This window comes from Methanosphaera sp. A6, assembly GCF_001729395.1.
Classification (GTDB): domain Archaea; phylum Methanobacteriota; class Methanobacteria; order Methanobacteriales; family Methanobacteriaceae; genus Methanosphaera; species Methanosphaera stadtmanae.
In genome coordinates this window covers 1-5313 of sequence record NZ_MAIF01000143.1, presented here as the reverse complement: position 1 = coordinate 5313, position 5313 = coordinate 1, and the positions used below count along the sequence as shown (strand labels likewise).

Genomic DNA, 5313 nt, shown 5'->3' with positions numbered 1-5313 from the left:
CAAAAGAAGAGGATAAATTTAATAATATATGCACAGACTATTAAAAATGCTAGAAAAATACTTGAAGATATTTTAAATAATAAAAAAAAATTATTATAAACCAATAATCGAGATATGTTAAAAAACTATACAACCATATCTCAAAAACATAAAGAAAATTGTGAAGATTCAAAAATAGAAAGGACTAGTAGCCAATTAGAAAATATGTTTCTGAAAATAATGCTAAAACACATAAAAAGAAAAATGAAAACGTTTAAAAGGAGCAAAAAACACGAGCAAAACTAACACTAGCATTTTGGGATTTAAAAAATATGAAAAGTTATATCCACTGAACTTCTGACAGTGACAAACACTCCTCATACACAACTCTTATTAATAAGATGTAATATATCTTAAAGTGGTATAGATTTTTTATTTTTTAAGAAGGTAATATAGATGAAATGTCCATATTGTGATTATGAAAGTAGGGTTGTATCTGAGTTTTGTGTTAATTGTAGACACAAATTAGATGTAGATAACAACAAGGAAAATATTAAAGGTCAGTTAAATGCTTATAAGTGGTATTCTCCACGTAAAAAACATTTAAGAAATGGTTTAAGTAATGCTTCTAAATTAACAAGGGCTTCAATACAGGAAGAAAAGCCATTGTATAAGGTTTGGGTTCAAAATAGTTGTGAAGCTCCATGTCATACTCTGATGCATGGACAGAAAGTTCCATTTGATGATGATTTTTTAGTTGTTAATGATTCAACTGGTGCTGTTGGTTTACTTAGTTATCCTGGAGAGTATGGTCATAGTGTACTTAATTCAGAGTGTTGTTCTTGTAGTATAGAATTTTGTGATAATGGGGATAATGTTTTATCAAATGATGATAAAGAACGTCTTTTAGGTATTGCAAAGGTACTGCAAAGTAGAACCTAATTTTTCTTTTTTTATAAACCATTCTTTTTATATTCTAGTTTTATTATATATTCTATTAACCAAAAAAATATTTTAAAATGGGGTGATACATGTGGGTAGTAATACATTTGGTGTAATTGGTGGATGTTGTGCAGCTTGTGTTGTTGTTATATTTATTCTTGCTGGTATATTTGGTAATTATGATGATTCATCAACTGATACTGTGGCAAGTGTTATAAACAACACTACTGATGATACAATAAAACCAATTGATTTTAATCCTACTAACTTCACATTCATATACTCTAATTCAAATACAAGTAAGTATAAGGGTGATTTAGGACTTAAATATGCATATTGTACAAATAGTATTGATAATACAACATGTCTTCTTTTAAAGGAGTATGTTCGTGGTCTTGCATATGCATCTAATGGTACATTTGAGTTTAAGGATAATCTTTCAATGGTTCCAGCACCACATTCAAGAAATGATTCTAACTACACTGTTAATGAAATTTATTATAGTAATGGTACTTTAATTGAAAAGTTACTTATTGAAGATGAAGATTTAACACTAGAAGAACGTGAATACTTCCAGGATTATGAGGGCCAAAAAGAAGCATATTATAATAAAAAACAGCAAGATAAATTAGATGCTATTGAAGATAGACAATTTGATGAATATAATTATCAAACATCTCCTAAAACACAACGTGGTATTATCTATGGTCCAAATGGTATGAGTTATTATCGTTCATTCTAATTTAACCTCCCCTTTTTTTTATAGAAACTTTTTAATACTTTATATTAGTATATATATTTTTAATGAAAGCTAGAAATTTTCTTTGTCACAATAGGGATGATCGTTCATTTCATTTTCGAAATCATAAGTTTCCTCTCTGTGCAAGATGTACTGGAATATATCTTAGTGCATTTATCTATCTTGCATATGGATATATTGTAACTATAAACTACACAATGCTTCATGTATACATAGCTATAGCTCTTATTATTCCATGTTGTGTTGATGGATTTACACAACTTTGGGGTTGGCGTGAGAGTAACAACAATCTACGTTTTGTTACAGGACTTATGGCTGGTGTTGGTCTTATGATGTTGGCAAGAATCATTAGTCTAGTTTTCCAGAAATTAATACTAGGAGGATAAGATATGGCCGATGATGATGATAATACTATGTGTTGTGTAGGATGTTGTTGTCTTGGAATTATTATTTTAATGATAATTGGTATGTTTGGTGGGGGAAGTTCCTCTTCATCTGCAGATAATGTGGCAGATACTGTTGCTGATGCTGTTAATAATTCAGTAAATGATTCCTTTGGTGTAAAACCATTTGATCCTACAAATTTTAGATTTGTCTACTCTGATGGTAACACAACTACTTATAAGGGTGATTTAGGATTACAAGAGACTTTTTGTATAAATAGGGCAGATAATAATAGTGTTTGTCGTTTAGATCAGGAATATACTCGTGGTCTTGCATTTGCATCTAATGGTACATTTAAATTTAATGAAAATCTATCAATGGTTCCATATAACTTCACACGTAATGATAGTGATTATACAATAAAAGAAATTTATCATGAAGATGGTAGTGTTCTTAAAAAACTTAGAATTGAAGATGATTTAACACTTGAACAAAGACAATACTTCCAAAACTATGAACAACAAAAAGAGGAATATTATCTTAAAAAACAACAAGATACACTTGAGATTATGGAAGAGGAACAATATGATACATATGCTACTACTGTGAAAAATAATGAAAAAACAAAACATGGAATAATATATGGTCCACGTGGTGCAAGTTACTATCGTTCATTTTAATAATGGAGTGTAGTTATATTACACTCTAATTATCTTTTTTTTTATAGATTTTGATTTAATTTCTTAAATGTCTCATTTTCAATTGATTTATTAATCTCATCTACTATGATAGATGCATATTCCATAATCCACAGATTATACTCTCTAAGTGGTGTTTTATTAGATAATGGTACTGTAATTTCATTAATATTTATTGTTTTATTAGAATCTATTGAATTTATGCAAGTTTTGAAGTTTTCATTTACCTGTTTTATTAGATTATTACTTTGTGTATTTTTTATTTCTAGTTTTAAATTAATTATAACTTCAAGTAGATTGTTTGTCATGGCATGTATTTCTCTTATATCTTCTACTTCACTCTCTAGATGATATGTATTTTCTAGTCTTTCAAGGTGTGTTTTTATCTTTGAATTAATTATAAATATTTCATGAAGTTCTCCTTCAATAGATTCTGTTTTTAGTATATTTTCTAATAAGTTATTGATATGTCCTATTTTCTTAGTAACTGTCTGTGTCATGTTTATTTTCTCATGTATTGGGAAGATATAATATCCAATAATAAGTGATATCATACATCCTATTACCACGTATGTAATTCTATTTAGGCCTACAAATTGATTTTTTGATATAAATACTAGTGTTGCCATTACTAGAAATCCTGACTTATCTGAATGATTTGGTATAAAACCAAATAATAGTAGAACACACATTACACATAGTATGTTAAGTAGGTATAGTTGATTGTAGTGTATTATGATAGTTGATACAACAATTGCAAATACTAGTCCTATTATATTTCCAAATATCTTCATAAGTATCTTATCTACAGTGTAGCTTAGAGTATTTTTTGTTGTAAATAGTGCTGATGTTGTTATTGTTGTTGAATGAAATGTTACAAAAAACACGTCAATTATACGTGATAATATGAATGTTATCATAAACTGTATTCCATATCTAATATCATTATTTTCTAGTGTTAGATAATCACGTCTATATGTGGTTTTCATTGATTTTTCCACATCTAGATGTATGTATTTACCCTCTTGTATATTATTAAATACATCATATGCTTTTATGTATCTGTCTATTAGATTTTTTATTCTCATATCAGTTGTAGTTGCATATAAGTCTTCAAGTTCTTCTGTATCTAGAACATGTCTATGTGGGGTGTTGATTATTTCTATAATGTTACTTGTTAATGTCTGTGTTATTTTATCTAATGTTTCAAGTTGTCTTATTTTATATTGATTATATAGGTAGTCACATACCTTTTTATTTGATTTTAAAAGGAGTGCTACATATATCATATTACTTGTGTATGTATCATGTGTTTTATAGAGTATTTCTAGTTTTTTATAGAACTTATCTTCATTTTTAAATAGACTTGTTAATATTTTACGTCCCACAGGGTCATGTTTATATAAACAGTAGAGTATATATGGCATAAATTCTATTATAACAATAAGTATTGTAACAAGTCCATACCATAACATACTTGATAGAGTAATATTAAAGTCTATGTTACTAAATGCTATGTGGAATGTGTATAAATAATACAATACTCCCACAAAACTCAAGGTTTTCAATGAATTTCCAAGTAGATTACAACTTACAAAGAATAATATCCATAATAATATACAAATAAATTGTATCATGGGACTTATACAACTAAGTAGTGCTGTAATTGTTGCAATAGGTAGCATTATAAGAAATAATAGCATTATTTTTCGAATATATGTAAGTGGTAGTGGTAGTGATAATACAATTCCAATGAAAATACCTGTTATTAGTATTAAAGTATCCACATTATGTATATTTATTAAATGAAAAAAGGTTGTTGTTATAAGTAGTATAGTTGTTATAATAAGAATACTAACATAATTTGGATGAAAATCATCACAAACAAGTAAGTCTAGTTTTTCAATTAAATTTTTATGTTTTATATTCATATTAACACAACTAACAACTATTTTTTCTATAGTCATATATATGTTACTTATTAAGTTTTAAGATTTCCTCATTACATATGACTGATAGACACATATTGATAAATAATTTTATTTCTAATAAAAACATACATAACTATTATGAAAAAAGATGCAACAACAAATAGTTTTATAAATCCAGAGCCACATGTAATAATCTCCTGTAGGGATAAAGATGGACGTGATAATGCTTTATCAATTGGATTTATAGCAAATGTAAGTTTTAATCCCAGAATAATAATGATAGCAATATTACATACTAGGTATTCCCATCATATAATAAAAGAAAGTGGAGAATTTGTTGTAAATATTGCAACAGAAGAACTTAAAAGTGAAGTAGAATACTTGGGAAGTACATCTGGTAGAGATACTAATAAATTAGAAAATATTTCCACAACAGATGCAACACTAATTAATGCTCCACTTATTGATATGTGTCCTGTGAATTTTGAATGTAGGGTTGTAGAATGTCTAAAGCCTGGAACACATGATGTGTTTTTTGGTGAAGTATTAAAGGTTCACTGTGATGAAAAATATTTAAATAATAATAAATCAATTAATTGGGATAAAATAAATATATTAC

Annotated in this window: 6 protein-coding genes; 5 read left to right on the top strand and 1 reads right to left on the bottom strand. The window is 27.4% G+C overall.

Annotated elements, in window-relative coordinates:
• Positions 1-435 precede the first annotated feature (435 nt).
• From A9758_RS06060 to A9758_RS06045, 4 genes are all read left to right on the top strand, one after another.
• The gene (locus A9758_RS06060; RefSeq protein WP_011406523.1) at positions 436-921 is read left to right on the top strand and encodes a hypothetical protein; all 486 of its coding nucleotides are present in this window, start codon (positions 436-438) and stop codon (positions 919-921) included.
• Between the two features lie 91 nt (positions 922-1012).
• Entirely contained in the window at positions 1013-1663 is a 651-nt protein-coding gene (locus A9758_RS06055) for a hypothetical protein (RefSeq protein WP_011406522.1), read from the top strand.
• A 62-nt stretch (positions 1664-1725) separates the two neighbouring features.
• Positions 1726-2067 (top strand): DUF2085 domain-containing protein, encoded by a 342-nt coding sequence (locus A9758_RS06050; RefSeq protein ID WP_011406521.1) that lies wholly within the window; start codon positions 1726-1728, stop codon positions 2065-2067.
• Between the two features lie 3 nt (positions 2068-2070).
• Positions 2071-2745 carry a hypothetical protein gene (locus tag A9758_RS06045; protein WP_011406520.1) on the top strand — a complete coding sequence of 225 codons (675 nt, stop codon included), beginning with the start codon at positions 2071-2073 and terminating at the stop codon, positions 2743-2745.
• A gap of 41 nt (positions 2746-2786) precedes the next feature.
• Here the strand turns inward: A9758_RS06045 and A9758_RS06040 are convergent, their stop codons facing one another.
• Positions 2787-4730 carry an FUSC family protein gene (locus A9758_RS06040; RefSeq protein WP_048059740.1) on the bottom strand — a complete coding sequence of 648 codons (1944 nt, stop codon included), beginning with the start codon at positions 4728-4730 and terminating at the stop codon, positions 2787-2789.
• A gap of 102 nt (positions 4731-4832) precedes the next feature.
• Here A9758_RS06040 and A9758_RS06035 point away from each other — a divergent pair.
• On the top strand, positions 4833-5313 hold a 481-nt coding region (locus A9758_RS06035), incomplete at its 3' end, for a flavin reductase family protein (protein WP_069776344.1).

Excerpts from the sequence above, each read along its gene's own strand:
- A9758_RS06060 (WP_011406523.1), top strand. The coding sequence starts at position 436 with ATGAAATGTCCATATTGTGATTATGAAAGTAGGGTTGTATCTGAGTTT.
- A9758_RS06050 (WP_011406521.1), top strand. The coding sequence starts at position 1,726 with ATGAAAGCTAGAAATTTTCTTTGTCACAATAGGGATGATCGTTCATTT.
- A9758_RS06045 (WP_011406520.1), top strand. The coding sequence starts at position 2,071 with ATGGCCGATGATGATGATAATACTATGTGTTGTGTAGGATGTTGTTGT.
- A9758_RS06040 (WP_048059740.1), bottom strand. The coding sequence starts at position 4,730 with ATGACTATAGAAAAAATAGTTGTTAGTTGTGTTAATATGAATATAAAA.